Below are 16,881 nucleotides of genomic sequence, written 5' to 3'. Positions count from 1 at the left end.
CCCGGAGCCGTCAAAGGCTCCAGCGCAGCACCGCCCCCAGCCCGCCCGCCGGGCCGGGCATGCCCTCGGGGACCAGCAGCACTTCGGCGTCGGCCGCCGCGGCGGACCGCAGCAGCGCGTCGTCCGCGCGTGCCTGCATGGGCTTGGCGACGCCCATCGCCTGCGCCTGGCCACGTTGTACGGCGACCTCGTCGACGCCGGGGCCGATCCACACGTCGCGGCCCGCGTCGGATGCGTCCTGCGCCAGGAGCAGCGTCGCCACCTGGTGGCTGCGGGCTGCGTCCACCACGGCGGGAATCCCTTCAGCGGCTTCGCCGCGACCGGTGTCCACAGAGGCCTCGCGGTGCTCGCCCGGCCTGCCGCGTCCGAAGCGGAAGCGGTCGAGCGCGTTCTGGAGCCGGTCGCGCGCGTAGTTCTCGCAGGCCTCGGCGATCTGCCGGTCGAGCACGTCCTGGGAGGCGCCGGGGGACCTGCTGCCGTTCTCGGCCTCGACGGTCACGGCCCGGATGCGCTCCGGCAGCCGGTTGTGCACGGCCCTGCGCTCGCGGGAGTCGCCGGTCAGGACCAGCAGCTGCGCGCCGCTCTCGGGCCACTGCCTGGCGAGCTCGCCCGCGATGACGTCGGCGGTCTCGTTCCAGCTGTTCTCGACCTTGTTCCGGTAGTGCCACTCGGATCGGTCCGCCGGGATGCTGCGGTGTCCTCGGCCCTGCCCCTCCTTGCCGTTCGCCTGGCCCACGCTCTCCCGGCCGTGCGCATCGCGCAGTTCCAGATCGGCGCCGGTGCGGTCGATGTACGCCACCAGGCACCGCGGCGCGTCACCCCGCAGGCCGGCCAGCGGTGCAACGTGCGGCAGGATCGACCAGGTCGCCTCGGTGCCCGTCGGCGACATGGCGAGCGGTACGTCGAGCACGACCTCGGCGCCTGCGGCGAAGACCGCGCGGCCGGGAGGTGCCCCGGAGACCGGCTGGTCGGCGAGCCTGCCGATCACGGCCCTGACGGTGTAGGGATCGGCACCGGCGTCGATGAGCTGCGATGCCACCGAGCGCTCGCGGAGCTTCTGCAGCTTCGCCGCGTCCTCGGTCGCGCGCGTGGTCTCAATGAAAACGGAGGCCCATGGGCCCGGACGATCGAAGAGCGGCTTGAGAAAACCGAGTTCCATGATCTCCCCCAAGCTCGGGGCTGGTGGGTACTACCAGATTACGGCGATGTGTCCGTAGTGCCCTGCTGTCGCCGAAGAGCGAGGTCTCCGTCCGCCAGGTCGAAGACGAGTCGGCCCGGGCGGGGTGCCTGCGCAGCGGCGACCGGTCGGCTCAGGTCCCGTCGGCCGGGGACGTGTCGAGTTCCGCCCAGATGATCTTGCCTTCGGTGGTGTAGCGGGTGCCCCAGCGTCGGGCCAACTGCGCAACGAGGAACAGTCCGCGGCCACCCTCATCGGTGGTGCGCGCATGACGCAGCCGCGGGGAGGTGCTGCTGCTGTCGAAGACCTCGCAGATCAGCACGTCCTGCCTGATCAGGCGCAGCCGGACGGGTCCCGGCGCGTAGCGGATGGCATTGGTGACCAGCTCGCTGACGATCAGCTCGGCGGTGAAGGCCAGGTCGCCGAGCCCCCACTCGTCGAGGCAGCGCATGGCCAGGACGCGGGCCTCGGCCACGACCGCGGGATCGGACGGCAGATCCCAGGAGGCCACCTGATCCGCGCCGAGAGCGTGCGTACGGGCGAGAAGCAGCGCGATGTCGTCGTCCGCAGGACCTTTGAGCATCGTGTCCAGGACGGCCGCGCACAGTCCGTCCAGTGGCAGGTCCGGACTGGCCAGCGCCGCGCTCAGGCGCGCAAGACCGACGTCCACGTCCCGGTCGCGGGCCTCGATCAGGCCGTCGGTGTACAGCGCGAGGACACTCCCCTCCGCCAACTCGAATTCGGCGGACTCGAACGGCAGACCTCCCAGTCCGAGCGGCGGCCCCGGCGGCAGGTCGGGGAAGGTCACCGCCCCCTCCGGAGAGACGACCGCGGGCGGAGGGTGGCCGGCCCGGGCCATCGTGCATCTGCGGGTGGCCGGATCGTAGACGGCGTACAGACAGGTGGCACCGAGCACGGCGGAGGCCGGACTGTCCTCCTGCGACGACTCCTCGCCGATGAGACTGAGCATCTGGTCGTCCAGATGGGCCAGCAGCTCCTCCGGCGGCACGTCCAGGTCGGCGAGGGTGCGGACGGCGGTGCGGAACGGGCCCATGGAGGCGGCGGCGTGGATTCCGTGCCCGACGACATCACCGACGACCAGGGCGACCCGCGCTCCGGACAGCGGGATCACATCGAACCAGTCGCCGCCCACCCCGCCGGCATGGGCAGGGAGGTAGCGCGATGCCACCTCCAGGCTGCTCCGCGTGGACAGTTTCCTTGGCAGCAGGAAGCGTTGGAGGGCCAGCGCCGTGTTGTGCTCCCGGGTGAACCGGCGTGCGTTGTCGATGCCGACGGCCGTTCGCGCGACGACATCCTCGGCGAGGAGCAGGTCATCCTGTTCAAAGGGGCCGCGGCTCGGCCCGCGGACGAAGGTGGCGACGCCCAGCGCGTGGCCACGGGCGTCGGCTCTGACCAGCATCAGCGAACACTGGCCGAGTCCGTGGTTCTCCCCGGCGGCGCGCGGGTCGCCGGCGAGCCATCCGCCGGTGTCGTCGTCCAGGGCGGGGCACAGGTACGACGTGCCGTCAACAAGGCAGCGTGCGCCGGGCGAAGACGGCGGAAAGGCCACGGTCTGCCCGGTCTGCGAGATCGGCCCCCGCAGGTCCGCGGTGGAAACGCGCCTGCCCGCCCGGCGCAGCGGTTGCGTGCCGGGAAGAGGTCCGCGGCGCAGGGACTCGCCCCACAGCACCGGGTCCAGCAGGTCCACGGCGACGAAGTCGGCGAGCCCGGGTACGCAGCTGTCCGCCAGCGCCTGCGCGATGTGGACGACATCCAGGCTCTTGCCGGTCTGTGTACTGACCTCGTTCACCAGGGCGAGCCGCTGCCGCGCCCGCCAGCGGTCGGTGACATCGATGACCATGTAGCAGACACCCCGTACCCGGCCGAGCGTGTCGTCGAGCCGGAAGAACGAGGTCGAATAGGCGTGCTCACGCTCCGGATCGGCCCGGGTACGCCCCCGGTACTCGATGTCCACCGCGGGCTTGCCCGTGTCCAGGACCTCCTGCATACAGGCTTCGATCGCCTCGGCGTCCAGTTTCGGCAGCACGTCGCGGAGCCGCTTCCCCAACCGCTCCTCACGAGCGACTCCGCCGATACGCTCCAGCGCGTCGTTGATCCAGACGTAGCGCAGCTCCGGACTCATCACGGCCATGCCCACCGGTGAACGGGCGAGGAACTGCCCTACGAGCGAATGGTCCACCTCCCACCACGGCTCCTCATCGGCGTTGTTGCCCTGGAGCGTGGCGAAGGGGGCCAGGCCGTCCTGCCCGGCGGTGTCGTCGGAGGTGTTCATCAGCCACCTCATCCATGAGAGGCCGGCGCCTGCGTAAGCGCATTCGTGCGACCCCTCCAGCATCTCACCGCGTTACGGGTCTCGGCCCGCACTGCGGACGCTCGTTCACGCCATGGCATCGCGTGAACTCTGACGGTCACCTCGTACAGGTCGGACTGCTTGGCCACTGGGCCGTTCCCACCCGGGATCACCCCGCCGTCCGCGCGAGAACGGGCGGTTCAGTGCCGAAAAATAGCCATAAACAGCGCTAAATTGCGGGTCCATGACGCAGCAGCAGACCGGCCTCGTCGGCGGCACCTCCGCCCCGGAGCGCGGCCCGGACACAGACGGCCCCCAGCGGCATGAACCTTCGCCCGTCGCGCCTCGCGCAAAAGCCCGCGCCCGCGCCTGGGCGGCACGCCACGCCGGCGCCTGGACGGCAAAGAAATCGATCGTGGTGCTCTACGCGGTCTGGACCCTCACCCGGCTCGGCATGCTGCATCTGCTCATCCAGGACAGCATCGGCGTCAGCAACGTCTCGGACGAGGCGAACTTCCTCTACCCGCACTGGTACCAGCAGCTGACCGACGGCTCCTTCCCCGTCAACGACGTCACCTGGCAGTATCCGCCGGGCGCGGGCCTGGTGTTCCTGTTCCCCGCACTGCTGCCGTTCCTCGGCTACTTCCAGGCGTTCCTCGTCCTCACGCTCGCCACCGACGCGATCGTCACCCTGGCCCTGGCACGCAAGGGCCGGAGCCTCGCCGGGGCCTGGCTGTGGACCGGCGGACTGCCACTTCTGCTGAATGTGCCGCACGGACGGTTCGACATCCAGGTCACGGCCCTCGCCGTGCTGGCCCTGCTCAGCGCCCGGCGCCGCCCACGCCTCGGCGGGGTGTTCGCCGCGCTCGGCGCCCTGGTCAAGGTCTGGCCGGTGCTCACCCTGATCGGCATGCAACGCGGGCGCACCAGCCGGGAGGTCTGGCTGTCCGCTGCCGCCGCTGCGGGCGCGCTGCTCGCCGTACTCGCCCTCGGCTTCCGGCACAGCCTCGGATTCCTGGAGCAACAGGGCGCCAGGGGTGTGCAGATCGAGTCGCTGGGCGGCACCGTGCTGTCACTGATGCGGGCATCGGGCATGCCGATCTGGATCGAATCCCGCTACGGCGCCCTGGAGTTCAACGGCTTGCACGTGGCGACCGTCGCCCAGCTGTCCATGATGCTCACCGCCGCCGCCTTCGGCTGGCTGATGCTCTGGCGGGGCAGGGCCGCGCGGTGGACCGCCGCGACACCGTTCGACGCCGCACTCGCCGCCGTCCTGCTGTTCACGGTCACCAGCAGGGTGATCAGCCCGCAGTATCTGGTCTGGCTGATCGGCCTGGCCGCGGTCTGCCTCACCTCCCGGCACACCACCCAGCGCCCGGTGGCGTTCGTGCTGCTGGCAGCGGCGTCCGTGACCGCGCTGGCCTTTCCGACCTACTACCTGGAGGTCATGGACGGCTCGGCGCTGGGCAACACGCTGATGGTCGTACGCAACGGACTGCTGGTCGGCGCGGCGTTGCTGTCCTGCCGCCGCTTGTGGAAGGCCACGACTGGCGCGAGCGGCACGACTCACGCGACCGGAACCAAAGACGTAGCTGTAGGTCTTCCTTCCGCCCGTGTTGACACTCGAAAAGAGTGAGTGGTTAAGTACTCACATGAAGACGGAACGGCAGCGCCACCTCTCCACAGCCGAGGAACGTCGCGAAACGGTGTTGCGCACCGCCATCGGGGCCTTCGCGGCACGGGGCTACTTCGGCACCACCACCACGGAAGTGGCCAAGGCGGCCGGCATCTCCCAGGCGTATGTCTACCGGCTCTTCCCCAACAAGGAGTCGCTGTTCACCGCGGTCGTCGACCACTGCTTCGTCAGGGTCAGGGCGGCACTGGAGGGCGGCGCCGCCGAAGCCAAAGGCAGTACACCCGAGGTGGTGCTCGCTGCCATGGGTGACGCGTACGCCCGCCTGATCAGCGACAACGACCTCATGCTGGTGCAGCTGCACGCCCAGGCCGCCGCAGTCTCCGAATCCGCGATCCGAGAGGCCGTACGAGCGGGATACGCCCGCACGGTCGAGTACGTCCGCGGGGCTTCGGGGGGCAGTGAGCAGCAGATCCAGGAGTTCTTCGCCATCGGCATGCTCTGTCACCTGATCGTTTCCCTTCATGTGGATGAAGTGGACGCGCCCTGGACGCGCACACTCGCGGCGGGGATCACGCACTACTGACAGTCGCCCTACAGGGCGGCCACCTGGCGGAGCGCGGCCCGGTGGCCGCCTGTTTTCGCACCCACAAGAGTGAGTGGTTAACCACACATAGGAGTCTTCGTGAAGTCGACCATCCCGGGCAGGCCCCACCAGGGGCCCGGCGCCCCGTCGGCCGCGCGCAGCGGAGCCGCCCTCGCGGTCCTGGCCGGTGCGCAGTTCGTGATCACGCTGAGCACGTCCGTCGTCAACGTCGCCCTGCCCCCGATCCGTGACGGCGTCGGCCTGTCCGACAGCGGCATGTCCTGGGTCGTCAACTCCTACGGACTCGCCTTCGGAGCACTACTTCTGCTGGGCGGGAGGGCCGCCGACCTGGTCGGCCGGCGCCGGGTCCTGCTCTCGGGCCTCGCGCTGTTCACCGTGGCCTCGTTCGCCGCGGGTCTGGCCACCACACCGTGGCTGCTGATCGGCGCCCGCACGCTCCAGGGCATCGGAGCTGCCGCCGTGGCGCCTGCCGCACTCGCCCTGGTCATGCAGCTCTTCCCACCCGGTCCTGGTCGCGGCAGAGCGCTCGGGGTGTGGGGCGCGGTCTCCGGCGCCGGCGGCGCGGCCGGAGTCCTGGCGGGCGGACTGCTCACCGAGAGCCTGGGCTGGCCCTGGATCTTCTACGTGTCCGGGCTCGGCGCGGCCGTTGTGCTCGTGGCGGCCGCTGTGCTGGTGCCCGCCACACGGATTCCCGCCCAGGCCGCCAGGCGCCTCGACCTCGCCGGAACGCTTGCCGTCACCATCGGGCTCGTCACCCTCGTCCACGGCCTCACCACCGCCCGGCGCGCCGGCTGGAGCGATCCCGTCGTGCTGGGCTCCCTCATGGCCGCAGTCGTTCTGCTCGCACTCTTCGTCCTGGTCGAACGGCGCCACCCCGCCCCCCTGATGCCGCCGCGTCTGCTCTCCGAAGGACTTGTCGCACCGGCCAATCTCGTCATGACGCTACTCGGCGCCGTGTGGGTCGGACTGTTCTTCTTCCTCCCCCTCTACCAGCAGCAAGTGCTCGGCGCCGGTCCGCTGGAGGCAGGACTGTCACAACTCCCGCTCGCGGCGGCGAACATGCTCGGCTCGTCCCTCGCACCACGCCTCGCCCGCCGGCTGGGACCACATGTCACCCTCGCCGCCGGCCTGCTGACTCAGGCCGCAGGGCTGCTGTGGCTGGCCCGTATCTCCGCGCAGGGCACCTTCGTCACCGATCTGCTCGGCCCCACCGTCGTGATCGGCCTCGGCCTGGGAATCGCCTTCGTCCAGCTCACCGGCGCCGCTGTCACCGGTGTGCGGCCCGCCGACGCGGGACTGGCCAGCGGCCTCGTCAACACCACTCGGCAGATCGGCGGCGCCGTGGGTCTGGCGGTGCTGAGCACCCTCGCCGCCTCGACCACAGCCACCGCCCGGCACCACCACCCCTACGCCCAGGCGCTCACCGAGGGCTACCGGACCGCGTTCCTCGTCTCGGCGGCCCTCATCGCCGCCGGGGCCGCACTCACCCCCCTCCTCGCACGCCGATCGGCCCGGCAGGCCGACGCGGACGAGAAGCCGGCCGCGGCCGGTCCCGCTCTGCCGCACTGCGAGCCCCGGGGCTCGCAGTGAACCACCGCGGACCCCGGACCACCGCAACAACACCTCCAAACACCGATGAAGGAGAACGCACCATGACCACGCGCACGCCCGGCGACAAGCCCGCCCACACCATCGACGAGAACGCCCCTGTCGTCGTCCGCCTCTCGACGACGATCAACGCCTCGCTCGCGGACGTCTGGGACCTGCACACGGACATCGGCTCCTGGGCCGAGTGGCACCCGGACATCGACCGGGCCGACTTCGAGGGCCCGCTCGTCCCCGGCGCGTCCTTCGCCTGGCTGACCGCAGGCCTCGACATCACTTCCACCGTCTACGAGGTCGTGCCCGGCCGGCGCATCGTCTGGGGCGGCCCGGCGCACGGCATCGACGGCGTCCACGTGTGGACCTTCGAGGAGACCGAAGGCGTCGTCACCGTCCGCACCGAGGAGTCCTGGAGCGGCGCACCGGTCGAAGCCCAGCCCCTCGCCCTGGAGCAGGCGCTCAGGCAGTCCCTGGAGAGCTGGCTCGGCCACCTGAAGGCCGAGGCCGAACGCCGGTAACCGCCCGGCGGCGTCGGTCCGGAGCGGTCCCGAGCGGTCCGGAGCGGCTCCGGCCGCGGTCGTCCCGCCCCCGCACAACACCCCACCACCATCACGGAGAGACGAGGTCTTCACGATGACCAGCAAGCCCTACCTGACCGGCCACTACACCCCTGTCACCGACGAGATCACCGCCACCGGACTCACCGTCGAGGGCAACCTGCCCCCCGAACTGACCGGACGGCTGATCCGCAACAGCCACAACCCGAAGCCGGGCATCACCCCGGCCCACTGGTTCAAGGGCAGCGGCATGGTCCACGGCATCCGGCTGCGCGAGGGCCGCGCCGAGTGGTACCGCAACCGCTGGGTGCACACCCCCGCCCTGGACGGCGCCCCGTACATGACGGACAAGGGCCCCGACCTGACCGCGAGCACGGCCGGAACGCACGTCATCGAGCACGGCGGACGACTGCTCGCGCTGTGCGAGTCGAACCTTCCCTTCGAGCTGACGGCCGATCTGGAGACCGTCGGAGCGTACGACTTCGGCGGCAAACTGACCTCCGCCATGACCGCGCACCCCAAGGAGGATCCGGCCACCGGTGAGCTCCACTTCTTCGCCTCCTCGCCGTTCCCGCCCTTCCTCATCCACCACGTCGCCTCGCCGGACGGCCAGGTCCTGCAGAGCCAGGAGGTCCCCGGGGCGAGCGCCGCGCTCAAGCACGACTTCGCCATCACGGAGCACTACGTCGTGTTCCTGGAGGGCTCGGTCACCTTCGACATGTCCGAGCACTCGGGCATCCCGTACAGCTGGAGCGACAGCCAGGAGGCGCGCATCGGCGTCATGCCGCGCGGCGCCGGCGGCGCGGACAAGGTCCGCTGGTTCGACATCCTCCCGGGGTACGGGATGCACTTCGCCAACGCCTACGAGGACGCGAACGGGCGCATCGTCGTCGAGGGCCCGACCGTGGGCCGCGAGGGCTGGCAGCGCTCCTGGAACTGGTGGGTCGGCGCCCCGGACCGCGGCGCCGAGCCCAACTCCCGCTCCCGCACCCGGCGCTGGACCGTCGACCTGACGGCGGGCCGGGTCGAGGAGGAGCAGATCGACGACCTGACCGTGGAGTTCCCGACCATCAACGAGGCGTACACCGGCCGCGAGCACCGCTACCAGTACGCACTCTCCTTCCCCGACGACCTCGGCATCGGCAACCACACCCTCGTCAAGTACGACCGCCGCACCGGAGTCCGCCAGCTGCTGCCCGTCGGCAACGGACAACTCCCCAGCGAGGCCGTCTTCGTCCAGGCCGCGGGCGCCACCGACGAGGACGCCGGCTACCTGCTGACGGTGGTCAGCGACCTGAACGCGAACGCGTCGAAGATGCTCGTCCTGGACGCCTCCGACCTGTCCGTACCGCCGGTCGCCACCATCCATCTGCCCCGCCGCGTCCCGGCCATGATCCACGGCTCGTGGATCCCCGACACCGCTGCCTGACCCGCCCGTCACCACGGCAGGCGCCGGACGCTGCGAAGCCTCCGGCGCCTGCTTCCTGTCGGCGCCAGGCCGCTACGGGCCCGTCGGCGGCCTGAGCGCGGCGTATGTTCCCGCGCCCGCCGCCAGCAGCATCACGCAGCCCGTGAAAATCAACCCGGCTTCGCGCAGCCCGAGCCATGTGGCCATGGCGCCGACACCGACCACCGGCAGCGAGATCCCGGCGTAGGCGACGACGAAGAACGCCGAAATGGTGCCGCCCCGATGCTGTGCCGGGGCCGCGCCGCTGATCAGGGTGAGTGCCGCGCGAAAGGCCAGTCCCTGGCCTGCGCCGCCGAACAGCGCGCCCAGGACGAGCAGAACCAAGGATTCGGCGAGCAGTGAGGACGCCACCAACATCAGGCCCACGACGAGGATGCCGCACCCCACGGGGAGCGCGAGGCGTGCGCCGATCCGCTGTGTCAGGGACTGCCCGACGGTCGAGGCGAGGAACACGGAGAACACCACCGCGCCCGAAACAGCCAGGTTGTGCACGCCCAGCGTCTGTTTGGCAAAGCTCGGTGCGACCGCCGTGAACAGCCCGAGAAGCGCGAAGCCGGCGAAGGCTGCCACCGCCGCGGGTGCGAACACACCCTTCACCTCCGGTGGCACCCTGACTCCCTGCGGCTGCAGAGGTGGCCATCGCTTCGGCTCCGCCACGGTCTCCGGCAGGAACCAGGTGATTGCGGAGGCCACCGCCACCAGCCCCAGGTGGACCCAGAACGGCAGCATCAGCGGCCACGGCGCGTACTGCGCGAGCAGCCCGGAGAGCAGTGGCCCGCAGCCCAGACCGCCCATGTTCGCGGCGGTGGCGGCGAACCCGGCCCGCGCCTTCTGTCCGGGACCGGCCAGCTCGATGACGGCCGCTGTCGCGGCGCCACTCAGCAGACCGGCCGCGAAGCCGGAAAACAGCCGCCCTGCGAAGAGCAGCGGCAGACCGCTCTGCAGGAGGAAGCATCCCGCGCTCGCGGCCGACGAGGCCATGGCGATCAGGAGCACCGGTCGGCGGCCGACCTCGTCCGAGTAGTTTCCCGCCACCAGCAGCACGGTGATGACCGCGACGGCGTACACGGCGAAGACAACGGTCACCATCAGCTCGGAGAAGCCGATCTGTTCCTGGTAGAGCCCGTACAGCGGTGTGGGCAGGGTGGTTCCGGCCATCCCGATGGCGAACACCACGGCCGCTGCCACATAGCCCGGTCGCCGACCACCGCCTGCGTTCACTGCGCCCTTGCGAACGATCACGCGCTCACCCTACGAGCGCCCCCTGGCTGCAGTCGCCATGCACGAGGCGGCGCGCGCCGGGGTGGAACAGCCCGGCCCCGGATCCGCCCAGCAGATCCGGGGCCGGGCCGTGTTCAGGCCGCCTCGGGGAAGTGGCAGGCGACCTCCCGAGGCTCGCCCGGTGCGGCGATCCGCAGCAGTGGCGCCTCGGTACGGCAGATGGCCTGGGCCTTGGCACAGCGCGGGTGGAAGGTGCAGCCCGGTGGGGGAGCAGCCGGGCTGGGCGGGTCGCCCAGGAGCGTGATGCGCTCACGGGCCCGCTCGGCCGCGGGGTCGGGCAGAGGCACCGCGGAGAGCAGTGCCCGGGTGTAGGGGTGGGCGGGGGCGGCGTACACCCGTTCCTTGTCGCCGATTTCGACGATCCGGCCGAGGTACATCACGGCGACCCGGTCGCAGACCCGCTTGACGACGGAGAGGTCGTGGGCGATGAAGAGGTAGGCCAGGCCGAGCTCCTGCTGGAGGCGTTCCATGAGGTTGACGATCTGGGCCTGTACGGAGACGTCGAGGGCGGATACGGGCTCGTCGGCGACCACCAGCCGGGGGCTGGTGGCGAGCGAGCGGGCGATGCCGATGCGCTGGGCCTGGCCGCCGGAGAACTCGTGCGGATAGCGGTCGATGTGCTCGGGGATGAGTCCGACCAGGTCCATCAGCTCGGCCGCCCGCTTGCGTGCGTCCGCCGATGAACTCCCTTGCGCCAGAAGGGGGTCGGAGATGATCCGGGCCACGGTCTGGCGCGGGTTGAGGGAGGAGTGCGGGTCCTGGAAGACCATCTGGAGTTCGCGGCGCAGTGGCTTGAGTTCGCGCTGGGACAGGTGGCTGATGTCGTGGCCGTCGAAGGTGATCGAGCCGGTGGTGGGTTCGAGGAGCCGTACGATCATGCGGCCGGTGGTGGACTTGCCGCAGCCGGACTCCCCGACCAGGCCCAGCGTTTCCCCGGCGGCCACATCGAAGCTGATGCCGTCCACGGCTCGGACGGGATCCCTGCCGCGGCGCTTTCCCGGGAAGGCCATCGTCACGTCCCGCACGCTGAGGAGTGGCCGCACGCCGAGGAGTGGCTGAGCTGTACTGGTCATGAGGCGACGCCTTCGTATGCGGGGAGGTGGCAGGCGGCCGGATGGTCGGCCGGTCCGGAGAGCAGGGGCCGTTCGGTCTCGCAGCGCAGCTGCTCGCTCTCCGAGGCGCCTGCCGCCCGGGCACAGCGGGGCGCGAACGCACAGCCGGGGGCGGGGGTCAGCAGGGACGGCGGGCTGCCGGGGATGGCCCGCAGCGGTTCGTCGTCGCTGTCGTCGAGCCGGGGCAGGGAGTCGAGCAGCCCGCGGGTGTAGGGGTGGGCGGGGGTTGCGAACAGGGCGTCCACCGGAGCCTGTTCGGCCGCCCGCCCGCCGTACATCACCAGCACCTCGTGGGCGACCCGGGCGACCACACCCAGATCGTGGGTGATCATGACGACGGCGAGCCCGCGCTCCTGCTGCAGCCGGGCGATCAGCTCCAGGATCTGGGCCTGGACGGTGACGTCGAGGGCGGTGGTCGGCTCGTCCGCGATGAGGAGTTCGGGCTCGCAGGCCAGCGCCATGGCGATCATCACGCGCTGGCGCATCCCGCCGGAGAACTGGTGCGGATACTCGCCCGCCCGGCGTTCCGGCTCAGGGATACCGACCTCGGCCAGCATCTCCACGGCCCGCCTGTGGGCCACCGCACGGCGGGAGTTGAAGTGGACCCGGTGGTGTTCGGCGATCTGCTCGCCGACCGTGTAGTACGGGTGGAGGCTGGAGAGCGGATCCTGGAAGATCATGGCCATCCGGCGGCCCCGCAGCCGGTTCAACTCCCGCTCCGGGAGCCCCAGCAGCTCCTGTCCTTCGAGGCTGATCGAGCCGGTGACCTCGGCGGCGGTGTGCAGCCCGAGCACCGCCATCGAGGTGACGGACTTGCCCGAACCGGACTCGCCGACGATGCCCAGGGTGCGGCCCCGGTGGACATCGAAGCTGAGCGAGTCCACGGCCCGCACCGGCCCCCGCTTGGTCGCAAAGGTGACGCTCAAGTCCCGTACGTTCAGCAGAGATTGGCTTCCGGTCATCAGAACCTCACCCTCGGGTCGACGACGGCGTACAGCAGGTCGACGGCCAGGTTGGCGACGACGATGAAGGTGGCGGCGAGCAGGGTGACCCCGAGGATGACCGGCTGGTCCCCGCTGGAGAGCGCGCCGTAGAAGAGCCGGCCGATGCCCGGGAGTCCGAAGATGGACTCGGTGATGACGGCGCCCGCGAGGAGTCCGCCCAGATCCATGCCGAAAATGGTGAGGATCGGCGTCATGCCGGCCCGCAACCCGTGCTTGACGACGACCGTGCGACGCGGCAGACCCTTGGCGCGGGCAGTGCGGATGAATGGCTCCGCCATCGTCTCGATCATCGAACTGCGGCTCTGGCGTGCGTACATGGCCGCGTACAGGATGGCGAGTGCCAGCCATGGCAGGAGCAGGTTGGTCGCCCAGTGGACGGGGTCGCTGCCGAAGGACACGTACTGCGGATAGGGGAACAGCCCCGCCACCCGGATCAGCCCGTAGATGAGCATCATCGAGGTGAAGTACACGGGCATCGAGGCGGCGCCGACCGCGCCGATCATCAGGACCCGGTCGAGCAGGGTGTCCTTGCGCAGGGCGGCGGTGACTCCCGCGGTCAGGCCGAGCAGCAGCCACAGCACCGCCGCGCCGAACGCGAGCGAGGCGGAGACCGGAAGCCGGTCCATCAGCAGGCCCCAGACGGACTCGCTGTTCTCGTACGAGTAGCCGAGGCACGGGAAGCCGCAGTGCAGCGTGTACTGGCCGCTGCCCAGGGTGCGGCCGGTGAAGATGCCGCTGAGGAAGTCCCAGAACTGCACCCAGATCGGCTGGTCCAGGCCCATGTGGGCGCGGATCGCCGTCAGGCGTTCGGCGCTGCACGACTTGCCGCAGGCCGCGGCGGCCGGGTCGGAGGGCAGGACGTAGAAGATGGTGAAGGTGACGGCGGCGATCGCGATCAGCACGCCGACCACGCCGAGCAGCCGGCGGCCGAGGTAGCGGGTCATGTGCGGCTTCCTCTCGGGTCGAGGATGTCCCGCAGCGCGTCTCCGAGGAGGGTGAAGGCGAGCACGGCGAGGAAGAGGCAGATGCTCGGGATGACGAAGTACATGGGATCCGTGTCGTAGAACGCGACGCTCTCGGCGATCATCTGGCCCCAGGACGGGGTGGGCGGGCGGACGCCGACCCCCAGATAGCTCAGGGCCGCTTCGGTGGCGATCATGCCCGGGATGATCAGGGTGGTGTACGCGATGACGGGCCCGGCGACGCCCGGGAGGATGTCGCGGGTGAGGATCCGCCAGGCCCCCGATCCGCCGACCCGTGCGGCGTCGACGTACTCGCGGTGCTTGAGCGAGAGCGTCTGGCCGCGGACCACGCGGGCGATGCCGGGCCAGCCGAACAGCCCGATCACCGCGGTCATCAGGACGATCCGGTTGACGTCCTTCGCCACCGACATCATCGCGATCATGAAGATGAGGGAGGGGAAGGACATGGTCAGGTCCATGATCCGGCTGAGGACCGCGTCGGTGCGGCCGCCGAAGTAGCCGGCCGCGATCCCGGCCGCCGTGCCCGCGACCACGACGATCGCGGTCGCGGTGAAGGCGATCAGGAGGGAGACCTGGGCGCCGTGCACGACCCGGGCGAACAGGTCGCGGCCGGTGACGGGTTCGACGCCCAGCCAGTGGTCGGCGGAGATCCCGCCGAGCGGTCCGAGTGGCAGCCCGCCCAGGTAGGGGTCGACGGCGGACTTGTCGAACTCCTCGGGCGACCAGCCGCCCAGTGCGCTCAGCAGGGGCGCGGCGGCGGCCATGACGACGAAGAGCGCGACAATGACGAGGGAGATCTTGACGGAGGTGCGGCGGCGTAGTTCCGCGCGGGCCAGCTGCCAGGGGCCGCTGCCCGCCGGAACCTCCACCGGTGCGATTGTGAGGGCCATGATCTTTACGAGCCCTCAGCCCTGGCTCTTGGACGGGTCCTTGAGGCCGACTGTGGCGTAGTCGAGCTGACCGCCGAAGGAGGTCTGACCGTAGGCGCCGGCGATGTTGCTGCCGAGCACCAGGGGCCAGCGGCGGACCAGGACCGGTACGGCGGGTGCCTTGGCGAGGATCTCGCCGTCCAGCTGCTGCCAGGCGGTGTTGGCCTGCTTGGCGTCGGTCATGGCGGCGATTTCGTCCATCCGCTTCATGGTCGGCTCGTCGCGGAAGAGCGAGTGGTTGCCGGAGTTGCCCTTCTCCTTGATGTAGCGGCCGTCGAAGACGAACGGCAGGAAGGTGGAGCCGGACGGGTAGTCGGGGCACCAGCCCGTGTACGCGATGTCGGTGCGGTTCTTGGTGTCGCCGATCGTCGCGTAGAACGCCGACGGGTCGACGGTCTCGATGGTGACCTTGATCCCGGCCTTGCCCAGCGACTGCTGGATCGCCTCGGCCCGCCCCTTGTCCCCGGTCGAGACGGTCATCTTCGTCTCGAACCCGTCCGGCTTGCCCGCCTCCTTCAGCAGTTGCTTCGCCTTCTCGACGTCACCGGTCGCGGGGATCTTGAGAGTGTCCGGTTCCTTGCCGTCGAAGAGGGTGGCCGGCATGTAGGCGGTGGACAGGTCGTTGAAGGCGGGGCCGCCCGAGGCGGTGAGTACCGAGTCCCTGTCGAGCGCGTACTGCACGGCCTGACGGATCTTCACATCGTTGAACGGGGCCCGCCCGGTGTGCATTTGGACCATGTCCGTGCAGTTGGTCGACTCCGCGATCAGCCGCTTCCGTACCTCCGCGTCGGGCAGCACCTTGGCCGCGCTCTCCGGCCGCAGCGCACCCCAGGAGACGGCGGAGGCGTCCGCGCCCTGGCTGGCGATCAGCCGGTCGTCGATCTGGTTCGCCTTCAGGCCCATCACCATGACCAGCTTGTCCGGGTACGCCTTGCGCACCTGGTCGGTCGAGGCGTCCCAGCCGGTGTTGCGCACCAGCACCAGCTTCTTGCCGCGCTCGTACGACTCGATCTTGTACGGGCCCGAGGAGAACGGCCGGTTGTCGTACTGAGGCCCCTTGTCCTTGTCCTTGGGTACCGGGGCGAAGGTCGGCATGACGGTGGCGTTGGGGAACTCCGCGAAGGGCTTGCGGAGTTCGAAGACGATCGTGTGGTCGTCGGGCGTCTTGATGGAGGCGAGGTGCTTGCCCTCGGCAGGCCCCTGGTAGCCCTCGGCGCCGGCCAGGTAGCGGGCGGCGTAGTCGGCGCCGCCGGGCAGGTCGGGGGAGAAGGACCGCTCCACGTTGTACTTGATGTCCTGCGCGGTGACGGGCGTGCCGTCCTCGTACTTGACTCCCTGCTTGAGGTGGAAGGTCCAGGTCTTGGCGCCGTTGGAGGAGCTGCCGAGGTCGGTCGCGAGGTCCGGGACGAGTTCACCGCCGGCCGTGCCGGGGGCTGCCTTGTAGGTGACCAGGGTGCGGTAGAGCAGCCGGGTCCCGAACTCCATGTCGCTCATCACCCAGTTGCGGGCCGGATCGAGATGGGTGAAGTCCTGGTTGGACAGGACCGTGAGGGTGCCGCCCTTCTGCGGAGTGCCGCCGACGACGGCGCCTTGGTTGGCGGTCGCCGGGTTCTTGCCGTCGGCGCCTTGGCCGCCGGCCGGGTGCTTGGAGCCGGAACAGCCGGCTGCGCCGAGTGTGACGGTCGCCGCCAGGGCGGTTGCGACGGCGGTAAGGGTGCGCTTGTTCATCTGGTCACTCCGGAGAACAGTCGGCCAGCCGAGAGCTGGAATGTGACCGGTAAAATAGTAATGTGAAATTGCACTGACAAGGTATTGGCGAGTCCGTTACGCACCTGTGTCCGAATTGGGGGCCGCTCGAGGGGTGGGTCCCCCGCGGGTCCAGGGTGGATCGCGGAAGCCCTTGGCAACGTCAGTGCAATGTGAAATATTACTGCTGGGCCCACGAGAAACACCTCCGGCGTCATCGTCGTCGGCGCGGGCGTGGTCGGCGCTGCCTGCGCCTACCGCGCGGCCCGCGAGGGTGTCGTGGAACCACCCGCCGAACGCCGACCGTTCGCCGTGCCTGTTCCGCTCTCGGCACTCGCGTCGCTCGACGAGTCCGCCGAGGCGGAGCCCGGAACCGCCCCGGCCGCCGGCCCCGCCCCGGCCGTCGGTCACTGGCCCGCGGTCCGCCCCTTGTGGGCGCCGCACGCCCACCAGTAAAATGTCACACATTAC

The 16,881-nt window shown here is 70.3% G+C and carries 14 protein-coding genes; 6 read left to right on the top strand and 8 right to left on the bottom strand.

What is annotated here, in order from left to right; genetic code table 11:
• Nucleotides 1-10: 10 nt before the first annotated feature.
• Both ACI2LP_RS02505 and ACI2LP_RS02500 read right to left on the bottom strand, forming a co-directional pair.
• Nucleotides 11-1,159, bottom strand: a complete 1,149-nt coding sequence (locus tag ACI2LP_RS02505; protein WP_404722673.1) for a hypothetical protein — start codon at nucleotides 1,157-1,159, stop codon at nucleotides 11-13.
• A gap of 151 nt (nucleotides 1,160-1,310) precedes the next feature.
• Nucleotides 1,311-3,470 (bottom strand): SpoIIE family protein phosphatase, encoded by a 2,160-nt coding sequence (locus ACI2LP_RS02500; protein WP_404722672.1) that lies wholly within the window; start codon nucleotides 3,468-3,470, stop codon nucleotides 1,311-1,313.
• Nucleotides 3,471-3,732: 262 nt separating this feature from the next.
• On the opposite strand from ACI2LP_RS02500, the gene ACI2LP_RS02495 reads away from it, so the two are divergent.
• The 5 genes from ACI2LP_RS02495 to ACI2LP_RS02475 all read left to right on the top strand — a co-directional run bounded on the left by ACI2LP_RS02495 (nucleotide 3,733) and on the right by ACI2LP_RS02475 (nucleotide 9,316).
• Complete coding sequence (locus ACI2LP_RS02495; RefSeq protein ID WP_404722671.1) at nucleotides 3,733-5,124, top strand: glycosyltransferase 87 family protein; 1,392 nt, start codon at nucleotides 3,733-3,735, stop codon at nucleotides 5,122-5,124.
• 16 nt (nucleotides 5,125-5,140) lie between these two features.
• The gene (locus tag ACI2LP_RS02490; RefSeq protein ID WP_404722670.1) at nucleotides 5,141-5,707 is read left to right on the top strand and encodes a TetR/AcrR family transcriptional regulator; all 567 of its coding nucleotides are present in this window, start codon (nucleotides 5,141-5,143) and stop codon (nucleotides 5,705-5,707) included.
• Between the two features lie 99 nt (nucleotides 5,708-5,806).
• Entirely contained in the window at nucleotides 5,807-7,318 is a 1,512-nt protein-coding gene (locus tag ACI2LP_RS02485; protein ID WP_404722669.1) for an MFS transporter, read from the top strand.
• Nucleotides 7,319-7,380: 62 nt separating this feature from the next.
• Nucleotides 7,381-7,848, top strand: a complete 468-nt coding sequence (locus tag ACI2LP_RS02480; RefSeq protein WP_404722668.1) for an SRPBCC family protein — start codon at nucleotides 7,381-7,383, stop codon at nucleotides 7,846-7,848.
• 115 nt (nucleotides 7,849-7,963) lie between these two features.
• On the top strand, nucleotides 7,964-9,316 hold the full coding sequence (locus tag ACI2LP_RS02475) for a carotenoid oxygenase family protein (RefSeq protein WP_404722667.1): 1,353 nt from the start codon (nucleotides 7,964-7,966) through the stop codon (nucleotides 9,314-9,316).
• Nucleotides 9,317-9,388: 72 nt separating this feature from the next.
• Here ACI2LP_RS02475 and ACI2LP_RS02470 read toward each other — a convergent pair whose 3' ends face one another.
• From ACI2LP_RS02470 to ACI2LP_RS02445, 6 genes are all read right to left on the bottom strand, one after another.
• On the bottom strand, nucleotides 9,389-10,597 hold the full coding sequence (locus ACI2LP_RS02470; protein ID WP_404722666.1) for an MFS transporter: 1,209 nt from the start codon (nucleotides 10,595-10,597) through the stop codon (nucleotides 9,389-9,391).
• Nucleotides 10,598-10,710: 113 nt separating this feature from the next.
• Nucleotides 10,711-11,709, bottom strand: coding sequence for an ABC transporter ATP-binding protein (locus tag ACI2LP_RS02465; RefSeq protein WP_404722665.1), 999 nt, complete (start codon nucleotides 11,707-11,709; stop codon nucleotides 10,711-10,713).
• Nucleotides 11,706-12,710 (bottom strand): ABC transporter ATP-binding protein, encoded by a 1,005-nt coding sequence (locus ACI2LP_RS02460; protein WP_404722664.1) that lies wholly within the window; start codon nucleotides 12,708-12,710, stop codon nucleotides 11,706-11,708. The genes ACI2LP_RS02465 and ACI2LP_RS02460 overlap by 4 nt, the downstream gene beginning before the upstream one ends.
• Nucleotides 12,710-13,696 carry an ABC transporter permease gene (locus ACI2LP_RS02455; protein WP_404722663.1) on the bottom strand — a complete coding sequence of 329 codons (987 nt, stop codon included), beginning with the start codon at nucleotides 13,694-13,696 and terminating at the stop codon, nucleotides 12,710-12,712. The genes ACI2LP_RS02460 and ACI2LP_RS02455 overlap by 1 nt, the downstream gene beginning before the upstream one ends.
• Nucleotides 13,693-14,625, bottom strand: coding sequence for an ABC transporter permease (locus tag ACI2LP_RS02450; protein WP_404722662.1), 933 nt, complete (start codon nucleotides 14,623-14,625; stop codon nucleotides 13,693-13,695). The genes ACI2LP_RS02455 and ACI2LP_RS02450 overlap by 4 nt, the downstream gene beginning before the upstream one ends.
• A 15-nt stretch (nucleotides 14,626-14,640) precedes the next feature.
• The gene (locus tag ACI2LP_RS02445) at nucleotides 14,641-16,392 is read right to left on the bottom strand and encodes an ABC transporter substrate-binding protein (protein WP_404722661.1); all 1,752 of its coding nucleotides are present in this window, start codon (nucleotides 16,390-16,392) and stop codon (nucleotides 14,641-14,643) included.
• Between the two features lie 252 nt (nucleotides 16,393-16,644).
• On the opposite strand from ACI2LP_RS02445, the gene ACI2LP_RS02440 reads away from it, so the two are divergent.
• The gene (locus ACI2LP_RS02440; RefSeq protein WP_404722660.1) at nucleotides 16,645-16,866 is read left to right on the top strand and encodes a hypothetical protein; all 222 of its coding nucleotides are present in this window, start codon (nucleotides 16,645-16,647) and stop codon (nucleotides 16,864-16,866) included.
• The last annotated feature ends 15 nt before the right edge of the window (nucleotides 16,867-16,881 follow it).

It is taken from the genome of Streptomyces sp. NPDC019890, assembly GCF_044903445.1.
Lineage (GTDB): Bacteria > Actinomycetota > Actinomycetes > Streptomycetales > Streptomycetaceae > Streptomyces.
The sequence above is the reverse complement of the archived record's forward strand: the minus strand, read 5'-3'. Positions and strand labels throughout refer to the sequence as shown.